The sequence below is a fragment of the Novosphingobium sp. 18050 genome (assembly GCF_902706195.1).
GTDB lineage: Bacteria > Pseudomonadota > Alphaproteobacteria > Sphingomonadales > Sphingomonadaceae > Novosphingobium.
The window spans coordinates 91532-109348 of sequence record NZ_CACSJO010000017.1; the positions used below are offsets into that span (position 1 = coordinate 91532).

Genomic DNA, 17817 nt, shown 5'->3' on the forward strand with positions numbered 1-17817 from the left:
AAGAACCATCAGGCTGTCAGGCTGATTTCGTCGTGCGCAAAGGACCGCGCGATGGTCGTGAGAATGCCTCCGTTCAGGAAATAGCGCTGCTCCATGCTGGTATCGATCCGGCAAAAGGTATCGAAACAAAAGGCTGAACCATCCGAGCGATCCACACGAACACTCACGCGTTCACCGGGCTGGACGTCGGACAAGCCGACTATCGTTAACCTGTCTTCGCTGGTTAGGCCTGCCCAGTGACGGTCTTCGCCCGGCATGAACTGCAGCGGCAGAACACCCATGCCGACCAGATTTGACCTGTGAATGCGCTCGAAACTTTCGGCGATGACAGCGCGGACGCCGATCGCAGCGGTTCCCTTGGCGGCCCAGTCTCGCGCCGATCCCGTACCGTATTCCTTGCCTGCGATAATGACGAGGGGGACGTCCTGCGCCCGGAAACGTATCGCTGCATCGTGGATCGGCATGACCTCGCCCTCGTAAAGGGTCACACCGCCCTCGGTGTTGGGCAGCATTTCGTTGCGCACCCTGATATTCGCGAACGTCCCTCGCACCATGACGTCGTGATTGCCCCTGCGCGTGCCGTAGGAATTGAAGTCACGCGGCTCGACGCCGAGGGCTTGCAGATATCGTCCGGCTGGACTGTCGGTCGCGATCTGACCGACGGGGGAGATATGGTCGGTCGTGATGGAATCTCCGAGGATGGCAAGGGGCGCGGCGCTGCGAATATCCGTCGGCGGTGTCGGTTCGGGCGACATGGCATCGAAAAAGTCGGGACGGGCAACGTACGTAGAGCCGGCCTGCCAGTCGAAGCGATCGGCGGTTTCGGCAGGCAGCGCATTCCAGCGAGCGTCGCCGGTAAATACATCCCCGGCACGTTTTGAAAAGCGGGCCCGGGTGACGAAACGGCCCACGATTTCGGCCACTTCCGCTGAACTGGGCCAGACATCGCGCAGGTGGACGGGGCTGCCGTCCGTGCCGATTCCCAACGGTTCGCTGGCAATGTCACGCGCCGTTGACCCGAAAAGGGCATAAGCTACGACGAGGGCCGGAGACGCGAGATAATTGGCCCGAACGAGTGGCGAGATGCGGCCTTCGAAGTTGCGGTTGCCTGACAGCACTGCGGATGCGACGATCCCGTGTTCGGTTATCGCCGCGCCGAGGTTGTCGGGCAGAGGTCCTGAGTTGCCCACGCAGGTCCCGCAACCGTAACCCACCAGATGAAACCCGAGAGCGTCGAGGTCTTCCTGAAGTCCCGCGCTGACAAGATAGTCGGTCACGACCCGGCTACCGGGCGCAAAGGAGCATTTCACCCACGGCTTGCAATTTATGCCCAACGCGCGCGCCTTGCGGGCGACAAGTCCTGCCGTGACAAGCGAAACCGGATTGGAGGTGTTCGTGCAACTGGTAATGGCGGCGATCACGACATCGCCATGTCCCAGGTCGAAGTCCGATCCCGTCACCGGATGGCGAGCGGCGGCCCCGGCGGTCACGCCGAAGCTGGGCAGTCCCTCAGTGAAATTGGCGGCGAGCGAGGTCAAGGCAACCCTGTCCTGTGGCCGCCGCGGGCCCGAAAGCGAGGGCACGATCGACGAAAGGTCGAGTTCCAACAGATGATCGAACGTCGGTTCGGGGGATTCGGGATCGCGCCAGAGGCCCTGCGCCTTGGCATAGGCTTCGACCAGTTGTGCCTGTGCTTCGTCACGGCCCGTGAGGCGCAGATAGGCGATCGTCTGGGCATCGATCGGCCAGAAGCCGCAGGTGGCGCCGTATTCGGGAGCCATGTTCGCCAGCGTGGCGCGATCTGCGACGGGGAGGGCGGCCAGACTGGGGCCACAGAACTCCACAAAGTGCCCTACTACGCCTGTCGCGCGCAGCACCTGCGTCACGGCGAGGACGAGGTCGGTTGCGGTCGTACCTTCCGGCAGGGCGCCGGTCAGGCGCAATCCGGTGACAGGTGGTCGGAGCATCGACACCGGATGACCCAGCATCGCGGCTTCCGCCTCGATTCCGCCGACACCCCATGCCAGTACTCCCAGGCCGTTCACCATCGTAGTATGGCTGTCGGTGCCCACGCAGCTGTCGGGGTAGATCAGCGTGCCGCCATTCTCGGTTTCCTCGCTCCACACAACGCGCGCGATGTTCTCGATGTTGATCTGATGGCAGATGCCCTGGCCCGGCGGAACAACGTGGAAATTGGCGAGCGACTGCGCCCCCCAGCGCAGGAACGCATATCGCTCCGCGTTGCGGTCGTAATCCAGGGCAAGGTTCTGCTCGAACGCCTGCGGGGTGCCGGCATGGTCGACCATAACCGAGTGATCGATGACGAGGTGGACCGGAATGGCAGGGTTCACGCAGCCCGGCTCCTGCCCCAGCGCAGGCATCGCGTCGCGCATGGCGGCGAGGTCGGCCAGGCAGGCGGTGCCTGAGAAGTCCTGCATCAACACGCGCGCCGGGTAGAACTGGACTTCGCGGGCCGAGCGTCCGGGCGGCATTGCAAATGCGGCGATATCGGCGGCCGTGACGTGGACACCGTCTTCCTTGCGCAGGAGATTCTCCAGCAGGACTCGCAGCGAATAGGGAAGCCCGGAGAGGCTGCCTAGCCGTTCTTCCGCCTTGGCAAGGGACACGTACTCGTATTCCCGTGCGCCGATGCGCAAGGTCGCGCGCGCGTCGAAACTGTTCATTGCCGTTGCCATCGAGCGGTTTGTCATGCGGAAGCGGCGGTGCGGGCACGTCGCAGCGCTGCGAGGCTGCCGCCCGACTTCGCCTTGCCGGGAAGCGGGTGCTTGACGATGGTTTCGGCAAGTGTTGCGCATTCGATGAGCGCTTCCAGATCCACGCCAGTATCGATGCCCATCTCCTCGCACATCAGCACCAGATCCTCGGTGCAGACGTTGCCGGCGGCTCCGGCGTGCTTGGCGAAGGGACAACCACCCAACCCGGCTACGGCGGCGTCGAAATGAGTTACGCCCATCTGCAGGCCAGCATAAGCATTTGCCAGGCCCATGCCTCGCGTATCATGCAGGTGTAACGAGATCGCGAGATCGGGATTGGCGTCGCGAACGGCACCTACGACCTTTTTGATCTTCTCGGGTGTGGCCCAGGCCATCGTATCGCCCAGCCCGATGACCTTCAGAGTTTCTCCCTGCTCGGCGGCAATGCAGCGCATTTCGCCCACGAGTTGAACCACATATGAGGGGTTTACGTCGCCTTCGAAGTTGCAGCCGAACGCCGCGGTGACGAAGCCGGTAGACGTCGAGACACCATTGGCCTGGTACAGCCGGATCAGGTCTGGCTGGGCGGCCAGCTGTTGTTCCGGAGTGCGGTTCTGGTTGCGCATGAGGAACGCCTGAGAGGCGTATAGCGTCAGCTTGCCGGCCATGTAGAGGCGGCCTGTATCGAGCGCGCGCAGAAAACCCTGTTGGTTCAGCCAAAGTCCGGCATACTGAACGCCCGGGACAGGCATGATACCAGCCACCACTTCGGCCGCATCAGCCATACCGGGCACACGCTTGGGGTTGACGAACGACACGATCTGGATGTGTTTGAGGCCGGTCTGCGACAAGGCGTCGATCAGCGCGATCTTATCGGCGGTACGGATGTCGGCGGATTCAATCTGGAAGCCCTCGCGAGGGCCTTCTTCCTTGATATGGATCTTGCTTGGCAGATCAGTCATCATTGTCTCCGCGATGTAATGAAGGCTCGACATTCGAAATTAGCGCACCCATAAGAACTATGTTCTGATAGGCGGAACCAAGAGGAACATTGTGGTCAAGCGCGAGCAAGACGAAAGTCAGAGTAACTCCAAATCCGGCGTGGCGGCGGTAGACCGCGCTTTCACCATTCTTGGAGCTTTTACCCATGAACAACCGGTCCAATCGCTGGCGGAAATCGCCCAGAATACTGGCTTGTACAAAAGCACGATCTTGCGACTGCTCGGTTCGTTGGAAGGGTTTGGCTACATCCGGCAGATGACGGACGGCAATTACCAGCTGGGTCCGAAGCTTGCGGTTCTGTCTTCGATTTTCCAGGATGCCTTCGACTTGCGCGATTACGTCGAGCCGGTGCTGAAGGAAGTCGTCAACCAGACCCAGGAGGGAGTGTCCTTCCTTATTCGCGACGGCGATACTCAACTGTGCCTGTTCCGTCAGGACGGCAGGCAGGCGGTCAGGGATTATCACATTCGCGTCGGGACCCGTCTCACCTTCGACAGCGGTGCATCGGCGCGGATTTTCCGCAAGCTGGGCGACACCGCAAATCTCCCACGCCCGTTGCCGCGTTATTTCGCGATCTCGCGCGGAGAAGTGAATGGCGAGATGGCGGCGATCTCGGCACCGATTTTTGGCGCGCGGAATGAACTGGTCGGAGCACTGCAGATTTCCAGCCCGATCGCCCGTTTCGGTGATGACCGTGTCGAACTGTTGAAAACGGTCGGCACCGAGGCAAGCGTCGCGCTTTCGATTGCGCTGGGGATGGACCCGGACAACTTCTCGACCGACGGGCACGAATTGCAGGGCTGATCGCCGGCCCCGGTGCACGCTGTGCATCGGGGCCGGCGTTGTTGCAGGATGCCTCGGTCCGGACAGTCTGCCGGCCGTGAAGGCGGCGACCGGTCTCACACGATTCTCCGGTCCTTGAGCGCCGCGATAGCTTCGGCGTCGAGCCCTATTTCTGCATAGATCTGTGCGTTGTGTTCGCCGAGCAGGGGAGGGGCGCAGCGTGCGCCGGGTTCGCTGTCACCAAGACGATAGCCGCCGCGCACGACCCGGATGCTGTCGAGGCCGCCATGTTCATACGGAAGTTCCTGTACCAGCCGGCGCGAACGGACCTGTTCCGACGCCAGCACTTCGGGTATCGTCAAAACACGGCCGCTGGGAACGCCGGCCTCGTTAAGCAGTGTTTCCCACTCCGCAGCCGTCCGGCCCAGAAGCGCGGCATCGATTTCGGCGTTCAAGGCATCCCGATTGAGCTTGCGATCTTCGCGCCCTGCGAAGCGGGGATCGGATAGCAGGTGTTCACGCTGGATCAGCCTGCACAGGGTTTCGAATTGCTCCTGTTTGTTCGCGGCGATGTTGAGCGGACCGTCGGCGGCGGTGAACACGCCTGACGGGGCTGCCGTCATGTTCTGGTTGCCGATGGGCCGCGGCTCGACACCGGCGAGCAGATAGTTCGACACCGCCCAGCCAAGTGCGGAAAGCGTGGAATCAAGCATCGAGACGTCGATGAATCGACCTTTGCCGGATTCCTTGCGCGCATAAAGGGCGGACACGACTGCAAACGCCGCCGACAACCCGCCCAGGGTGTCGCACAGGGGATAACCGACACGCAACGGCGCCGAATCCTTGTCGCCCGTGATGCTCATCACCCCCGACATGCCTTGCACGATCTGATCGTAAGCGGGATTACCGCGCAGTGGACCTTCCTGCCCGAACCCAGAAATGGCGCAGTAGATGATCGCGGGGTTGATCTCGCTTAATTCGTCGTATCCCAAACCCAGGCGTTGCATCACGCCGGGACGGAAGTTCTCCACCACCACATCGGCGGTCTGCACCATTTGGCGGAACAAAGCTGCGCCTTCCGGTGACTTGAGATTGAGCGAAACGGACTTCTTTCCCGCGTTCTGCGCCAGGAAAGAAGTTCCCAACATGTGTTTGTTGAGGTCCGGCGACGCTCCCAGCTGCCGCGCGAGATCACCGCCGTCGGGATTTTCAACCTTGATGATCTCCGCGCCGAGCATCGCCATCTGGTACGTGCAGTAGGGCCCAGAAAGGACGTTGGTAAGATCCAGCACCCTGACGGAGGCGAGCAGGTCGGCCGGTGGCAGGTCGGTTGCCTGCCGGGAGCGTGCGTCGGTCATCAGATTTCGGCCGTCATCACGTCATAGCGATAGAGCCAGTCGTAGCGATCGGTGATGGGGGCGCGACTCCATTCGCTTTCCATGTAGGCGATGGCGCCCTCTTCGGTAGCCAGCGCCTTTTCGTGGAAGCGTCCGGTGTTCTCGCGTGCGCCCTGCACCATCTTCGTGGTGCGTTCGACGCGCGCACCTTCGTAGCGCTGGAGCGCGGTTTCGACATCGTCGAAGGTTTCGAGACAGCGTCCCAGAATAACGCCGTCCTCAATCGACATGACCGCGCCCTGCGCCAGGAAGGGCAGCGTAGCATGGCATGCGTCGCCCATCAGGGTGACCCGGCCCTTGCCCCAGGTCTGGCGCGGGGTGCGTTCCATGAACGCCCACTTCATCAGCGAGGGCGCGGTCTGGATCAGCGTCTGGACGTCTTCGTGCCACCCGGCAAAATCTTGGGCGCACTCTTCCTTCGACCCTTCGACCCGCCAGGATTCTACCTGCCAGTCATCCCGTTCGATGGTGCCGATCATGTTCATCAGTTTGCCGCCACGCAGCGGATAGTTGACCATGTGTCCGCCCGGGCCGATCCATGTCGAACCGACCATCGCCTGCATGTGGCTGGGCAGATGATCCATGGGAATTACCGAACGCCACGCGACGAGGCCGTAGAACTTGGGCTCTTCGTCTCCCCACATCTCGCGCCGGATCGCCGATTTCACGCCGTCAGCCCCGATCAGGGCGTCACCGGTGGCGACAGTGCCATCCGCCAGTGTGAGCCGTACACCGCTTTCGTCCTGTTCGAACCCGGTAGCGGTCGCGTTTAGCCGGATAGCCGTGGGATCGATGGCGCAGACGCCGTCCACCAGTGCGCCGAGCAGGTCGGGACGGTAGATGGTGAGGTAGGGATAGCCATATTTGTCGATGGCACTGTCGCCCAGGTCGAACATTGGCCAGGCCTTACCGGTGTTCCAGAGTCGGAACTCCTTGCGGCGCGGTGCACACGAGGCGGCATGCAGGCGTCCGTAGACACCCAGTTCGTCGAGGGCGCGTGCACCGTTGGGGCTGATCTGTACACCGGCGCCGACTTCGCCCAACTCCGTAGCCTGTTCGTACACTTCGACTTCGAAGCCCCGGCGCAGGAGCGCCAGCGCCGCAGACATGCCGCCGATGCCGCCACCTGCGATCAGGATTTTCTTGGACTTGCTCATGTCATGTCTCCCTAAAGGGTTATCTTGTGGTCTGGTCGGCGGCGGGGTCAGCCAGCCTGGGTTCGTAGCCAGCCGAAAGCGTCCATCACCGGCGCATCCGAAACCTTGAGGAGCACGGCGTCCTCGTTCGCGAGATGGCTGTAAGGGCGCCAGGCGGGCACGCAGACGGTGTCGCCGAAGTTCCAGTCGATGGACTGGCCGTCGATCTCGGTGCGACCGCTGCCGCGCACGACGGCATAGATGATGTTGGCCGTCGTCCGGCAGACACCGGTGGGCCTTCCGGCGTCGAGCTGCTGCATGTCGAGCCTGATCGTGTTGAGCGCGGGATCGCCCAGCTGTACCGAGGCGTGCGCGTCGGCATGGTCGTTGCCCTGGTCCGCTTCGAGGCGGGCCAGGGTATCTTCCCATCGAAAGGCCAGTGTGCCGCCGTCGCTGGGTACGCTTTGTTTTTCGAGGCCGTCCGGATGCGGCTCAAAGAACATCGGCTCCAGCAGGTGCACTAGCGGCACATCCAGGAAGTCCATCCAGTAACAGTCTTCCGCGCCGACGTTATCGTGCGAATGCCACGTCCAATTGGGCGTGAGCAGGACGTCACCCGGGCGCATTTCGACCCGGGCGCCGTCAACGACAGTGTAGGTTCCGTTACCTTCAAGGATCAGTCGCAACGCATTGGCAGTATGCCGATGGGCCCGGGCCACTTCGCCAGGCTTTACCAGCTGATACGCGGCAACCATGGTCCGGACTGTGGGATAGATGTTCCCCTCCACCGGATTGAACATGGTGAGGTTGCGCCGCTCGGCCTTGTCGGTGCCGATCAGGAGGCCCGCCGCCGCCAGGATCGGTTTGACCTCAATGTACCGCCACTGGGCAGGCAGGAAATTCGCCGCCGGTTCGCGCCACAGTGCCGGGCGGAGCCGATGCCAGCCGCCTTCCATGTTCAGGCCCGTAAAGGCCGCATAGAGATCCTCCAGGGAGCCGATCTGCGCAACCATGACCTCAGGCCTGCTTGATGATGGGGGGAACGTAAGGCTGGGAGAAGACTTCGGTTTCGCCCTCGGTCCCCTGTACGACCTCGACGGTCATCTCGCCGACGCGCTCGATCCAGATGCGGACCTTGTCGCCGTCCCTGATCTCGCCCACGCCTTCGGGCGTTCCGGTAGCGATGATGTCGCCCGGCTGCAGGGTCATCACTGCCGATGCGGTGGCGATCATGCCTGGAATGTCGAGTACCAGATCGCGAGTGTTCGCCGACTGGCGCAACTCGCCGTTCACCCAGAGCTTGAAATCGATCGCCTCGGCGTCGCCCACTTCATCCGCCGTCGTAATCCAGGGGCCGACCGGGCAGAAGGTGTCGTAGGCCTTGCGGAAGACGCGTTCCTCGCGGCCACGCACAACCATGTCCATGAGGCACGCATACCCGAACACGTAATCGGCCCAGTCCTCGCGCTTCACGCCGCGGGCAGTGCGGCCGATGATGATGCCCAGTTCCGCTTCGTGATGGACTTCGCGGCCTGGAACATTGGGAAGCATCACTGCATCGGCCGGGCCGGAAAGCGACGAGTTCGGCTTGAGGAAGAAGCCCTGGTTGGTCGCCCGGTAGCCGGCCTGCATTTCGCGGCCGTGCGCATGATAATTCACAGGATAGGCAATGACCTTGTTCGGCCAAGGAACCGGCGTCTCCAGGCGGACCGAAGCGAGCGGCTGGCGCTCGCCGCTTTCGATAGCAGCTTCGATTACCGGTCGAAGCCGATCGAAATCGCGGATCAGTCGGACAGGACCGACCGGCGGCCATTCGCCCGGAACCACACCGCAGGCTTCGCTAACGTCGACGATGTCGTCATCAACGACAACGCCGATCTTGCCTCCGTCGAAACTTGCAATCTTCACCGCTGTCTCCAATTTATTCTGCCAAACAGAACATTGTTCTGTTTCAAATTTTGGGCGCAAAAGGGGATCTGCGCGAAATGTTCGGCGCCATTAAGACGGGGGCGGGACTTCCCGCCCCCTTCCGTCATTAGAAGGTGTGGCGAACGCGAACGCCGTAGACGCGGGGTGCGCCGATGGTGGCTGCGTAGAAGCCGCCGATGACGGGGCTCTGGTCCCCGCCGGTGTATACCGCCTTCTTGGTCAGGTTCTGCACGAAGCCATCGACGGTGAGGCCGCCGCCAGGTGACGTGTAGGTGGCATTGAGGTTGACGAGTGCGTAGCCACCGGTGCGTGCGTTCGGAATGAATGAGGCATGGAGCCAGCGGCTTGATGCGAACGTCGCATTCACACCGGCGTCGATGGTGCCACCATCGGCAAGGTCGAACGTGTGCGTATAGCCACCGCCGCCCGACCACGTCGGAGAACGGGACATCTGGTAGCCGGAGCAATCGACGCTGTAGTTCGCCGTGCCGGAGATCGGGGTGATGCCACAACCGGTCGAAGGCAGGCGCGCAAAGGCAGTCCACACGAAATCGGCGTACTTCGCCTTGTTGTACTCGACCGCGAAGTTGAGCGTGTCGTTGTTGCTTAGCTTGCCGACGATGTCCAGGTTGGCGCCCTTGGAGGTCGCCTTGCCCGCGTTAATGATGCTGGACACGCTGCGCCCGTTGCGATCAAGGCGCTGAAGGCTCTGCTGGAGGTCGTTGTACTTCCAGTAGAACAGTTCAAGGTTGGCCTGCAGGAAGCCGCCGAAGAAGCGATTCTTGGTGCCGACCGTGTAAGCCGTGATGGTTTCCGCCTTGTACGGGTCTACATTGGCTACCGTTTGCCCGCCCGATTTAAAGCCGGTCGAAACTGTCGCGTAAGCCATGTTCTGCGGACCGAACTGATATTCGGCACCGGCGCGGAAGTTGACCCGGCTATCCTTCATGCTGGTGTTGACGTTGAGCGAGGAAGCGCAGGGTGTGGAGACGGTAGCCGAGCAGTTGATGTTGGGATAGTTGGGCAGCAGAAACTGCTGGCCATTCACGACTTCTCGCTTCTCGTCCGTATAGCGCAGGCCGCCGATAAGCTTGAAGCCGTCGAACAGTTCGTAGCTGACCTGACCGAAGGCTGCATAGCTCTTGGTCTTGAGCGTCGCGGAATATGCCAGCGCCGTGTTGCCGATGTCGACGGTCGACGCGTTGGTCTGATTCTCGTCGAAGTAGAACAGTCCCAGCGTGTAGGTCAGTGGGCTGCCGCCATTGTCGCTGATGCGCGCCTCAAGCGACTTGGCCTTGGATACCTGGCCTTCGTCCGTCAGGGCCGAAACCGAGCTGTACATGATGCCGGGGTAATTCTTCGCGCGAACGGAAACGCGCTGATAGGCGGGAATGACGGTCAGGGTGCCGAAGCCAAGGTCGACGTCTGCCTGGGCATGGACGTTCCACGAATTGATGTTCTGGTAGCTGTCCGAGGAATCGAACTGCCGCGTGCCCGGAAGGACCGCCAGTCGCGCGTTGAGCTCGGGGATAACGCTGGTCCAGCGGTCACCGGGGACGTCGGGGCCGCCCAGAGGGGTGTCTTCGCTGGGGTTGTGACTGACTGAACCTGGCCCGCGCCCGCCCAGGTGCTGATAGCTGCCCCACAGGCGCAGCGAGAAGATATCACTGGGCTTGAACAGGATCTGGAGCCGCGCGGACTCATGCTTGTCGTCGTCCGAGCCGTCCGAGATGTAGCCGTCGCGGGTAACGATCTGGCCAGCGGCGCGGATGGCAATGGTGTCGCCGATGGGAAGGTTGATGGCTGCTTCGCTGTTCACCCCGGAATAGTTCTGGGCGCCAAGCTGCACATAGCCGCTCGTTTCACCCAGCTTCGGCATGGCTGCGACAACGTTGAGCGCACCGCCGCTGGAGTTGCGACCGTAAAGAGTGCCCTGAGGGCCTTTCAGCACTTCTACGCGCTGAATGTCGAAGAAGGTTCCAGAGAATGACTGCGATCGCGCAACGTAGACACCGTCCAGATTGAGGGAAACTGAAGGATCGCTAAGCGGCGTGGTCGTGGGCGTTCCGGAGCCGCGGATGTAGACCTGGGTCGCGGTTCCGCCCTGGGCAATCTGCACGCCGGGAGCGATCCGGTTGATGTCGGTCGCCTGCGTGATCCCCGACTTGCGCAGCGAATCGGCAGACAGCACCTCGATCGAGAGAGGCAAGCTTTGCGAGCTCTCGGTGCGGCGCTGCGCAGTGACGATGATGTCGCCAAGGCCGCCTTCTTGCGGTGCGGCGGCAGATGCACTGTCCTGAGCGGACGCAGCCATCGGCATCAGGGCGCTCGCTGCGATGCCGCCGAGCAATGAATAATAGAGCGAATTTCGAAGCATAGGGATCCCTCCTGACAAAGGTGCCGGCGTGGCGGGTTTGGCTCCCTGCCGTTCGTCCAGCCCATCTTTTTACGTTCCGTCAAGCAGAACGTGGTTCTTTTTTAGATCGATCATTGATTTGGGTCAAGCGGCCAAATTTGGGGTAAGGGCGATAAACATCCGAAGGCGGCATCTCGCGGTCCATGGCGGAACTGCGTTTCCCGATCCTCAGGTACCCCACGGCCCCGTAATTTCTCCGGCTTGACCAACACGAAATTAGAACATAATTCTTCCTGACGGAATTAGAGCGTGGATGTATCCGGATGAGCGAAAAACGCCCGGTTGCTACCGCCCGACAGGAGATGACGATGACCACGTTCCCACAGACTCGGGCCTTCACCGGCTTCAACACGCCGTCGCGCGTCGAGGCCGAGGTACAGGACCTGCATGTCGATGGTGTCATCCCCGCAGAAATTGACGGGGCATTTTACCGCGTGCAGCCCGAGCACCAGTTCCCGCCACTGCTGGGCGACGACATCTCGTTCAATGGCGATGGCATGATCAGCATGTTCCGCATCAAGGGCGGCAAAGTCGACTTCCGCCAGCGCTGGGCGAAAACGGACAAGTGGAAGTTGGAGAATGAAGCGGGCCGGGCGCTCTTTGGCGCCTACCGCAACCCCCTGACCGACGAACCCGGGGTGCAGGGCAAGATCCGCGGCACTGCGAATACCAACGCCTACATCCATGGTGGCCGGCTCTATGGCCTCAAGGAGGATTCACCCGCGCTGGCAATGGACCCGGCGACGCTTGAAACCGACGGTTACACCGACTTCGGCGGAAAGATGAAGGGTGAGACTTTCACGGCCCACCCCAAAACTGATCCGCAAACCGGCAATATGTGCGGCTTTGGCTATGCATCGAAAGGCGTCCTCACCCGGGACATGACCTATTACGAGATCAGTCCCGATGGTGAATTGCTCTACGATGTGTGGTTCGAAACACCATACTACTGCATGATGCATGACTTTGGCATTACCAAGGACTACGCGGTGTTTTCCGTCATGCCGATGACGAGCAGTCGTGAGCGTCTGGAAGCGGGTAAGCCGCATTTCGGTTTCGATACTTCCTTGCCGAGCTATCTCGCGGTCATGCCGCGCAAACCTGGCACGAGTGCTGCTGACATCCGCTGGTTCAGGGGCGGAAGTTGCTTCACCGCGCACGTCATGAATGCGTACCAGGAAGGGACGCAGATCCACATCGACATGCCGGTCGCAGAAAATAACATGATGCCCTTTTTTCCGGACATCAATGACAAGCCGTTCGATCCCATGGCCGGCCGCACGTTCCTCACGCGCTGGACCGTCGACATGAACCAGAACGGAGAAGAATATCGTTCGGAGCGCCTTTCCGACATGATTGGTGATTTCCCGCGCTTTGACGAGCGCCGGATGGGTGAGACCTATCGCTATGGTTGGATGGTAGTAATTGACCCTTCGCAACCGGTGGAACTTAAGGGTGGCAGCGCCGGTGGTTGGGTGATGAATACTCTGGGTATGGTCGACCTGGGAATGGGGGAGGAGCAGAAGTACTGGGTTGGCCCGACGTCGAGCGTGCAGGAGCCTTGCTTCATTCCGCGTTCCAAGGATGCTCCGGAAGGTGATGGCTGGATCGTCATGGTCTGCAACAGGCTGGAAACCCATTCTAGCGAACTGCTGATCTTCGAGGCCACTCGCATAGCCGAAGGGCCGATCGCCAGTGTGAGTATTCCAGTTCGCCTGCGCTTCGGCCTTCACGGCAACTGGGCGAGTGCCAAGGACCTGGCGGTTCTCGAAGCCGTCTAACCGCTCAGCCCCGCGCACGTGTTAGGCCCGCGCTGGCTAACATGTGCGCGGCGTTCGCGCGGACAATCCCATATACAGCCGTTCGCTCCTTACCCGCAAACCGCAGCAGGATGACATGACAACCCTCACTCCCTCCAACGTCAGTGAAGCCGCCTTCGGCCGCGCGCTCGACAGTTTCGGAGCCGCGATCGGCAAGCAATGGGTCCTCACCAGTGAAGAGGATCGGGCCGGCTACCTTGATCCCTACGCTCTGGGCGCTGGACTGGAGCACGAGGCTTCCGCGACGATCGCGCCTTCCTCGGCCGAGGAAGTGCAGGCGCTGGTACGCATCGCCAACGAGTTCAAGGTGCCGCTGTGGCCGGTGAGCCGCGGCAAGAACTTCGGCTACGGGGGCGCTGCGCCGGCCATGCGGGGCAATGTCATCCTCGACTTGGGGCGGATGAAGAAGATCATCGAGGTCGACGAGAAGTATGCGCACTGTCTCCTGGAGCCAGGTGTGAGCTACTTTGATCTCTATAACCATCTCAAAGACAACGAGATACCATTATGGATGTCGGTGCCAGGCAATGGCTGGGGCAGCGTCGTGGGCAATGCGCTCGACCGCGGCATCGGCTATACGCCTTTCGGCGACCACACGGATACCTTGTGCGGGCTGGAAGTCGTACTTCCGGAAGGCGAGATGGTGCGTACTGGCATGGGCGCGATGGGCAACAGCAAGGTGTGGCAGGCCTATCGTTATGGCTATGGTCCGGGCTGGGACCAGATGTTCGTGCAATCCAACCTGGGTGTTGTGACCAAGGCCGGCATGTGGCTACAGCCAGAACCGGAAATGTCCGCAAAAATCACGTTGACCTTCCCGAATTTTGACGATGCCAGCTGGGCTTTGGACATACTCACCGATCTGCGTCGGCGCGACGTGATTCAGCATAACATCGTCTTCGGAAGCCCTGTACGGGCAGCCTCGGTGCAGTCTCAGCGCAAGGACTGGTACGACGGGCCGGGGGCGCTGCCGGATTCGGTCAGTGAGGAGATGATTGATAAGCTCAAGATAGGCTGGTGGAACTGCAAGCTGTCGCTCTTTGGCCACTTAGGTACAGTAAGGGCACACGTTAAGCTTATCCGGGAACTTTTTGAACCCAGGTTGGGAGATAGCATACAATTCGAAATCTGGACGCGGGGAGATTCACCTGAAAAATCCGCGAAAGGAATTCCGTCAACCATGGCGCTCCAATCCGTCAATTGGTACGGTGGGCGCGGCGGCCACTTGAGTTTTGCGCCGGTCATGCCGCCGGACGGCGAGTTGATCCTCGATTACGCGAAGCGCACCAAGCGCCTCTACGACGAAGTCGGCCATGATTATTACGCTAGCTTCACCATCGGCAAGCGGCACATCAACAATGTCAGTCTGATCCTGTACGACCGCGACGATGTTGCGATGACAACCCGCGTGGATAAGCTTTACCGGACCCTGGTGCAGCGTGCCGCGGCCGAAGGTTACGCCGAATACCGCGGGCATATCAGTTACATGGACGTCGTCGCAGACACATTTGACTATAATGGCGGGGCGATTGGGCGCCTGAACGACAAGGTAAAGAAAGCGCTTGATCCCAACGGTATCATCGCGCCAGGCCGCAACGGCATCGGCCGGGAAAGGAACGGCGCATGAAGCTGCGACATTGGCATTTGGGCATCATCAGCGCGCTGGGCCTTGGCACAATGCTGGCCGCTTGCGGCAGTCCGGCAAGGCACGACTCGGCGAAAGCAAACGCTCTCGAGCCGAAGCTTGCCATGTCGCCCGGCGAAGCGCTGTATACGCGCAAGTGCGGCTTCTGCCACATTGCTAAGAACACCGGTACGATGATGTTGGAGCGGAGATTGGGCGCCGGGAATGGCGAACTGGCCAAGCGGACTGATCTGGAAGCGGACTATGTGGTTAGCGTTGCCCGCGCGGGGTTGATGAGCATGCCGGCCATCTCTCGCGTAGACGCGACGGATGACGAGTTAAGGCAGATTGCCGACTATCTCGCGCGTAACACCAAGCCGCAGGCAGTGGCACGGTGATCACGCGGCGCCAAATGATCGGGGCGATGGGTGCTGCGTCTGCCATCGCCGTGCCAGGCTTCGCGGCTGCGGTGGGGCTGCAGCGTCCGCCGTTTCGCGCGGTTTGCGACCTGAAGCTTGCCGGAGGACGTGCGTTGCAGGACGCGGCGCTATCTGCCGGTTGCGATGTGCTCGACCCTCAGGGCGAAATCGTACAGTTGTTTCATGGTCCGGCAGCATCGTGGCTGGGTGGCGATGTGCCGGTCATCGGCTACACTAGATGGTCCGACTTCCACATGATGAGCGAACTCGCGCGTGCGAAAGCGGGAACGAGGATTACCCAAGCGGCCATGGTCAGCAAGACAGGCCCTTGCCGTGAACTTGTTTTGCCCCAAAATGACAGGCTCACGGCGCGCATGCGCAGCCTGTTGAACGCGGTGTCGAGTGCGTGCAGCAACGGTGGGATAGTCTGGATCATCCAGTCGTGACCTCGCAGTCGTAGAAGCGAGCCATGAAAAAAGCGGCCGATCCATCAGATCGGCCGCTTTTTTCATGGGTCATGCCAAAGGGGACGCTGCCCCCCTTTGAAGACTTCGGCAGTGATTCGACCTTACCGTTTGCATTGATATGTCTGACCTTTTGGTGTGTTCGCATATGAACGCCGGCCAAGATGGCTTCCACGACGAAGGTTCAAAAAGCCTGACGACCATGGAAGGCTATCGCTATAAATAATATGAGAACGACCGGCGCGCTGGCGCTCGTCGATACCGAAGGCTTGCGCACGCCCTTCATGCTGATCGGGTTGCTGAGGCTATCCGGAGCAGTGATGATCCTGACGGTTTGCGAAGCGCTCCCCCGGCAAGGCACCGGCCTTCAGCGAAATGCCGCCCATGCAGGAGGCCGTCTCCCACGTCAGGGCACCTTTACCGGCATGATGCTGGGCTAGATGGTTCTCACCTTGGGCCGTGCCCGTGAACTTGGCGGCCGGCCGTCTCAAGATATTCAACCGGAGCGGAGACGGGGCGTGATATCCAGACGCGAAAAGTGCCGCTTCCATCGATGTGGAAGCGGCACTTTTGCCATCGTTATTGGTCCGGTGATCAGGCGCCCTTGTACTTGGCCCAGTACTTCGGCTTGAACGTCAGGGCGACGGTGCTTGCGGCCAGTGCGGTAATGATGACGCCGACGAAAGGCACCGTGTATCCGCCGGTCAGGTCATACCCTAGACCGATCAGGCCGATGCCTGTGGCTGCCCCGAGGTGGAAGGCAGCCATCAGGAAAGCGATGGTCTGCGCGACAGGCCGGATACCAAACATATGACGGGCCAGGATCGGTTGCTGCACCACGACACCGCCCTGGGCTAAGCCTCGGAAGAGCGTAAAGGTGAGGAAGGTGACAGGACCGGCTACGGGGAAGGCCAGCGCGACCGCAACGGCACAAAGCGCCCAGCACAGCGCAACTCCACGCGTAGAGATGCGGTCAAGAATCCAGCCAAACGCGATCTTGCCGAAAGCGGAGATAACCATGACAAGAGTAAAGCCCAGCGCTGCCATATACTTGCTGAGGTCTGCATGGTGCGCAAGAAACAGTGCGGTATGCTCATTGATACCGTTGCTGAACGCGCCCGAGCAGAATACTGCGCCGAGCAGGACGTAGAAGCGTGGCGATCGCAGCATCTCGCTGAATTCTTCGCCGGGAGCGGGGCCGCCAACAGGGGTCTTTACGGCGCCGTCCTTGGGCGGGTCGATGTCGTCCGCAGTATAGCCGTACTTTTCCGGTGACTCATGAGCCAGCAGCCCGACGAGGGTGGTCAGCACCACCAGCACCAGAAGCCCGGCGACGCCGGAGGTCAGGCGCCAGCCGTAGTGCTGCACCATATATGTGGTGGTCAGCGGTATGATCGCGCCTGCAACCGCACCACCAAGAAGCGCAAGGCCCGTGAATGAGCCAAGCCGAGCCGAAAACCACCGTGCGAGCGTCACTTGGAAGGCGATGTTGCAATTGATGCTGAAGAAACCCGAAAGTGCGGCTGCGGCATAATAGACCGGCAAGCTATGTGCAAAATACAACATGCTAGTGGAGATGCCGATGGCTGCGAGCGAAATGATATAGACCCGCTTAAGTCCGAATTTAATGAACATTGAGCCGACGAGCAGGCCCGTCAGCGCGGACACCAGCGATTTGACGACCATGAAAGTAGTTGTCTGGCCAAGAGTCCAGCCCGTGTCCTTGGCGATGCTATCGTACATCACCGGCATCATCATCGAAATTCCGGCCAGGGCGAATCCCCATACCAGGAAGCTGGCGAGGACATTGAGATAAGCGTATCGCCTGACTGTCTCGAGGGGCAGCCTTGCAGTTTCGAGCACGATAGTGACCCTTTCGATCTCGGGCCATTGGGGCCGGCAGGCGCCAGATGACCGATAATGGCAGTGCGGTTACTGATGAGATATCGGCAAAGATATCTTTTTGCGCGGGCCGTACCGTCTGGAGGTTGATCGTTGGGCGGCGAGCAGCTCAAGCGAGTACCGCATTCCCTTCGCATCTTTTCCCCGATGGTTCTGTTTGCCAGAACGCCGTTCCTTTCATTGCCTGAGTCAGGCGCGCGCTGTCAAACGC

The 17817-nt window shown here is 60.9% G+C and carries 14 protein-coding genes; 6 read left to right on the plus strand and 8 right to left on the minus strand.

Annotation, left to right across the window (positions count from 1 at the left end; translation table 11 throughout):
- Positions 1-8: 8 nt before the first annotated feature.
- Positions 9-2684 carry an aconitate hydratase AcnA gene (acnA, locus tag GVL61_RS16465; protein ID WP_304621351.1) on the minus strand — a complete coding sequence of 892 codons (2676 nt, stop codon included), beginning with the start codon at positions 2682-2684 and terminating at the stop codon, positions 9-11.
- A gap of 23 nt (positions 2685-2707) precedes the next feature.
- Positions 2708-3679, minus strand: coding sequence for a hydroxymethylglutaryl-CoA lyase (locus tag GVL61_RS16470; RefSeq protein WP_159981749.1), 972 nt, complete (start codon positions 3677-3679; stop codon positions 2708-2710).
- Between the two features lie 88 nt (positions 3680-3767).
- On the opposite strand from GVL61_RS16470, the gene GVL61_RS16475 reads away from it, so the two are divergent.
- Positions 3768-4520 (plus strand): IclR family transcriptional regulator, encoded by a 753-nt coding sequence (locus GVL61_RS16475; protein WP_159981750.1) that lies wholly within the window; start codon positions 3768-3770, stop codon positions 4518-4520.
- 95 nt (positions 4521-4615) lie between these two features.
- On the opposite strand, the gene GVL61_RS16480 is transcribed toward GVL61_RS16475, so the two are convergent.
- The 5 genes from GVL61_RS16480 to GVL61_RS16500 all read right to left on the minus strand — a co-directional run bounded on the left by GVL61_RS16480 (position 4616) and on the right by GVL61_RS16500 (position 11338).
- Entirely contained in the window at positions 4616-5857 is a 1242-nt protein-coding gene (locus GVL61_RS16480; protein ID WP_159981751.1) for a CaiB/BaiF CoA-transferase family protein, read from the minus strand.
- The gene (locus GVL61_RS16485) at positions 5857-7053 is read right to left on the minus strand and encodes an FAD-dependent monooxygenase (protein WP_159981752.1); all 1197 of its coding nucleotides are present in this window, start codon (positions 7051-7053) and stop codon (positions 5857-5859) included. Before GVL61_RS16485 ends, GVL61_RS16480 begins: the two co-directional genes overlap by 1 nt.
- A 47-nt stretch (positions 7054-7100) precedes the next feature.
- Positions 7101-8045, minus strand: coding sequence for a cupin domain-containing protein (locus GVL61_RS16490; protein ID WP_159981753.1), 945 nt, complete (start codon positions 8043-8045; stop codon positions 7101-7103).
- A 4-nt stretch (positions 8046-8049) separates the two neighbouring features.
- Entirely contained in the window at positions 8050-8940 is an 891-nt protein-coding gene (locus GVL61_RS16495) for a fumarylacetoacetate hydrolase family protein (RefSeq protein ID WP_159981754.1), read from the minus strand.
- Positions 8941-9067: 127 nt separating this feature from the next.
- Complete coding sequence (locus GVL61_RS16500; protein ID WP_159981755.1) at positions 9068-11338, minus strand: TonB-dependent receptor; 2271 nt, start codon at positions 11336-11338, stop codon at positions 9068-9070.
- Between the two features lie 347 nt (positions 11339-11685).
- On the opposite strand from GVL61_RS16500, the gene GVL61_RS16505 reads away from it, so the two are divergent.
- The 5 genes from GVL61_RS16505 to GVL61_RS16525 all read left to right on the plus strand — a co-directional run bounded on the left by GVL61_RS16505 (position 11686) and on the right by GVL61_RS16525 (position 16144).
- Positions 11686-13158 (plus strand): carotenoid oxygenase family protein, encoded by a 1473-nt coding sequence (locus GVL61_RS16505; RefSeq protein WP_159981756.1) that lies wholly within the window; start codon positions 11686-11688, stop codon positions 13156-13158.
- A 115-nt stretch (positions 13159-13273) separates the two neighbouring features.
- Positions 13274-14824, plus strand: a complete 1551-nt coding sequence (locus GVL61_RS16510; RefSeq protein WP_159981757.1) for an FAD-binding oxidoreductase — start codon at positions 13274-13276, stop codon at positions 14822-14824.
- Positions 14821-15219, plus strand: coding sequence for a cytochrome c (locus GVL61_RS16515; protein ID WP_159981758.1), 399 nt, complete (start codon positions 14821-14823; stop codon positions 15217-15219). Before GVL61_RS16510 ends, GVL61_RS16515 begins: the two co-directional genes overlap by 4 nt.
- Complete coding sequence (locus GVL61_RS16520) at positions 15216-15686, plus strand: hypothetical protein (RefSeq protein WP_159981759.1); 471 nt, start codon at positions 15216-15218, stop codon at positions 15684-15686. Before GVL61_RS16515 ends, GVL61_RS16520 begins: the two co-directional genes overlap by 4 nt.
- A gap of 245 nt (positions 15687-15931) precedes the next feature.
- Entirely contained in the window at positions 15932-16144 is a 213-nt protein-coding gene (locus tag GVL61_RS16525; RefSeq protein WP_159981760.1) for a hypothetical protein, read from the plus strand.
- A 154-nt stretch (positions 16145-16298) separates the two neighbouring features.
- Here GVL61_RS16525 and GVL61_RS16530 read toward each other — a convergent pair whose 3' ends face one another.
- Positions 16299-17567 carry an MFS transporter gene (locus GVL61_RS16530; protein WP_159981761.1) on the minus strand — a complete coding sequence of 423 codons (1269 nt, stop codon included), beginning with the start codon at positions 17565-17567 and terminating at the stop codon, positions 16299-16301.
- Between the last annotated feature and the right edge of the window lie 250 nt (positions 17568-17817).